Below are 3,706 nucleotides of genomic sequence, written 5' to 3' on the forward strand. Positions count from 1 at the left end.
CTTTCTATTTTACTTCTTTGAGGTTGGAGTGTCAAGTTTTATTATACTATATCATAGACGATAGTCTGCTGAGTCTCATAGTCAAGACTGCGGAGCGTTTCGGTGGTGATACCCGTGGACTTTGCGACTTCACTCAGCTCAATGTAGATAGAGCCTTTCTGCCATAGATTGTCGAGGGCTTCAAAGACAGCCTTTTTGTCCTCATCGTTTTTGACGGCGACCTGTTCAAAGACCGCTGTCATACTGTTCTTGATCTCATCGTCCATAGCGGAAATACTGTCCTCGGAGACACCGAGGATCTTTGCGACTTCCGCAAGCTGTTTGTTATCCATTCTTGTTACCCCTTTCTGTTTTCCACTGATAGTACATCTTGCCGTTATACGGATTCTCCACGATCTCAGGGCGGACGATCGTCTTTTTGCCCTTAGATGTGTAGCTTGTGGACTTGCCGTCAAGAAGTCCCTTGACCTGGGTATCGGAAAGCTCCACGCCGTACACCTTTGCGATATTCATACCGCACTTGCCCTTGCAGTAGTAACCGAATTTACCCTTGACCACCTCAGCACCGCACTTCGGGCATTTGCCGACAGGCTCATTACCGCCGTCAGAAAGAGAAACAGACTTATCCACAGAGCCGTATTTACTGCACATCTCAGTGATAAACTGTTGAATACCCGACATAAAGACCGCTTCGGGCAGGCTGCCGTGTTCGATCTGCTGGAGCTTGGACTCCCATTCTGCGGTCAACTTTGCGGACTTCACTTCATCGGGAACAACAGTCACAAGCTCCTTGCCCTTATCCGTTGCCCTGAGCTGTTTGCCGACACGCTCCATATAGCCATTCTTTACAAGTGCTTCGATAGTCGCAGCTCTTGTGGCAGGAGTGCCGAGTCCCTTCTTTTCGATGTCCTCGTCGTAGTCCTCATTTCCGGCTCTCTCCATAGCGGAGAGAAGTGTGTCCTCGGTATACGGCTTCGGAGGAGAAGTGAAGTGTTCGCCCTTGCTTGCAGCAACCGTGAAGGTCTGTCCCTCAGATACCGCAGGCAGAGACTTTTCCTCATTCTTTTTGTCGGACTGCTTGGCATAGGCTTTCCAACCCATTTCAAGCACCGTGCGGCCCGTTGCCATGAACTCCGTACCATTGCAGATACCTGTGAGCTTAACAGCTTCATACTTGTGCGCCGGAGCCGTTGCACAGATCAGCTTTGTTGCGATCAGCGTGAGGATATTTCTCTCGCCGGACGGCAGAGAAGAAAGGTCAGCCGTTGCGATACCGCTTGTGGGGATAATTGCATGATGCCCCGAAACCTTAGCATTGTTGATGACCTTTGAAATATCAGGTGTATGCGAGATACCGAACCCGAAATAGGTATCACAGAGCTTTGCCACATCAAGTGCCGTCTGCGCCATATCATCGGACAGGAATTGACTATCTGTGCGAGGATATGTAACGAGCTTGCCCTCATAGAGCGACTGCGTATAGTCGAGCGTCTGCTGTGCCGTATAGCCGAAAGCCTTGTTTGCTTCTCTTTGGAGCGTGGTCAGGTCATATAGCTTCGGCGCTTTGTCGGTCTTGACCTCACGCTTGACCGAGCTGATTGTGACTGTGTTGCCGTCACAGGCAGAAACAAGTGATTCAGCGACATTTTCATCGTCAATTCTTGCAGAAGAAAGAATGAACTTACCGCAGTTCAGGTCTGCCGTGTAATACTTCTGCTTGATAAACCCATTGACCTCAGCATCACGCTGAACGATCATTGCGAGCGTCGGTGTCTGCACTCTGCCAATGTTGAGCTTACCGCCGTAACGAACGGAAAACAGACGAGAACTGTTCATTCCCACAAGCCAGTCAGCCCTTGCACGGGCATAGCCTGCATTGAACAGATTATCGTATGCGGACATAGGCTTCATCGTTGTGAGAGCCTTGCGGATAGCCGACTCTTCAAGGCTTGATACCCACAACCGCTTCACAGGCTTTTTGCAGTTCGCCATGTTATACACATAGCGGAAAATACACTCGCCCTCACGGTCAGCGTCCGTTGCACAGATGATCTCCGAAACATCGACTCTGTTCATAAGTTTTTTCAGCAGCTCATACTGTGCCTTTGTGCTGTCAGTCACACGGAACTGCCACTTTTCGGGGAGCATCGGAAGCTGTGAAAAGCTCCACCTCTGGTCCCAGCCGTTGCCGTATTCGTTCGGGAACTTCAAACCGACAAGGTGTCCGACACACCACGAAACCACATAGCCGTTACCCTCGGTGTAGCCTTTGTGTGCAGATGAAGCACCGACCACCGCACTGATCGCACGGGAAACGCTGGGCTTTTCGCCCACGATCAGAATACTCACTTGCGATCACCTCTGATAAGGGAAAAATAGTCAGAGATAGTCAGGCGGACGGGAATACGCTTGCCAGTCTCCGAAGCGATGTAGCCGGCATGATACAGAACCGACAGCACCTCAGCCGCCTTGTCGGTATCAACATCGAGGTACTCTCTGATCGCCTTGTTGGAGATGTACTTTCTTGCAGAGATCTGATAGAGCAGAGACAGGAAGTCACTCTCCGAAATGCCGTTCACCTGAACAGAGGAGAAAGGTGCAAATGTGTCCTTATCCGCAGAACAACACTTGCTGTCCTCATACTTCTCAGCAGGTGCATCGTTCATCTTGCCGAAGTCAATGGGAGCGATGCAGCCATCGTCAGGCTCATCGTAATTGTCGTAGAACCTGTAATCATCGTCCTCCTCGACCTCAATGTCCTCATCGTCCTCATCTCCGTTCTCAGTCATACGGCGGTGAATCTCGTTAAATCTTCCGTCGGATTCACCGAGCTTATAAGCTGCGTAGGCAACGCCACCGATTGCACCGAGTCCGATAATACCCTTGATGATCTTCTTTACGTTCATAATAGTAACCTCCAAATTTAGTAGTCTACGGGTTCACCGTAGTTGATCTTCTTGATTGATTTGATGTTTGCTCCGAGGTCAAGACCGTTCCAGTTGTAATAACCCCAAGAGCCTGAGAAAGCCACGCAGGACGGTAAATTATAATCATCGTAGATAAACTCCACGATACACTTACCGCTGCCGCCGAAGTTGTGATACTTGCCATCGCCATCGTCGGCATAGCCTTTGCTGTCGCAGATTTTCGTAGTGAACTGAGTGCCATTCTCAAGCTCGATTAAAAATCTGTCATTGCAGTAGCCATACCATACGCCCATAGCACAGCAGTAATCACCATAATCATCACGGCGAATGCCCGTGCCTGTTATGGTATCGACCTTTGAGCCATATATTGCTCCTGAGCTTGGCATTGCCGTCAAGCCCGAAGCTCGTTCTCCTGCAAAACAGTTTGTCCAACCGTCCTCATAGGGGAACTCATAAATGACCTCTACCGTTTCCGTCTTGCCGTCAGCACTTGCGTAAACTGCGGTATAACCGTCCTTTTCATCATCTGAAAGAATAGGCTCGACCGTTACCGTGTACTCCGTACCCTCACGCAGACCTGTTATGTAACAAAGCTCATTGGACTTGAACTCAAAATACATATTATCCGCATAAGCATAATCATCATCGTGAGCCGTGCAGCTCACATAATAATCACGGTCAGGCTCACCATTCCAAGCCACTTTCAGGCAGGAAACAGAGATCGTTGATATAGTATAATAAAACTTGACACTCCAACCTCAAAGAAGTAAAATAGAAAG

At 49.3% G+C, this 3,706-nt stretch carries 4 protein-coding genes; all 4 read right to left on the bottom strand.

Features of this window, described 5'->3' with window-relative positions; genetic code table 11:
- Positions 1-41: 41 nt before the first annotated feature.
- From LI114_RS13155 to LI114_RS13170, 4 genes are read right to left on the bottom strand one after another with little or no spacing between them, the layout of a single operon-like run.
- Positions 42-332 carry a hypothetical protein gene (locus LI114_RS13155; RefSeq protein WP_227221053.1) on the bottom strand — a complete coding sequence of 97 codons (291 nt, stop codon included), beginning with the start codon at positions 330-332 and terminating at the stop codon, positions 42-44.
- On the bottom strand, positions 325-2,349 hold the full coding sequence (locus LI114_RS13160; protein ID WP_227221054.1) for a DNA topoisomerase 3: 2,025 nt from the start codon (positions 2,347-2,349) through the stop codon (positions 325-327). Before LI114_RS13160 ends, LI114_RS13155 begins: the two co-directional genes overlap by 8 nt.
- Positions 2,346-2,906 (bottom strand): hypothetical protein, encoded by a 561-nt coding sequence (locus LI114_RS13165; RefSeq protein ID WP_227221055.1) that lies wholly within the window; start codon positions 2,904-2,906, stop codon positions 2,346-2,348. Before LI114_RS13165 ends, LI114_RS13160 begins: the two co-directional genes overlap by 4 nt.
- A gap of 17 nt (positions 2,907-2,923) precedes the next feature.
- Positions 2,924-3,628 carry a fibronectin type III gene (locus LI114_RS13170; RefSeq protein WP_227221056.1) on the bottom strand — a complete coding sequence of 235 codons (705 nt, stop codon included), beginning with the start codon at positions 3,626-3,628 and terminating at the stop codon, positions 2,924-2,926.
- Positions 3,629-3,706: the final 78 nt, after the last annotated feature.

The sequence above is a fragment of the Ruminococcus sp. 210702-SL.1.03 genome (genome assembly GCF_020559915.1).
GTDB lineage: Bacteria > Bacillota > Clostridia > Oscillospirales > Ruminococcaceae > YE71.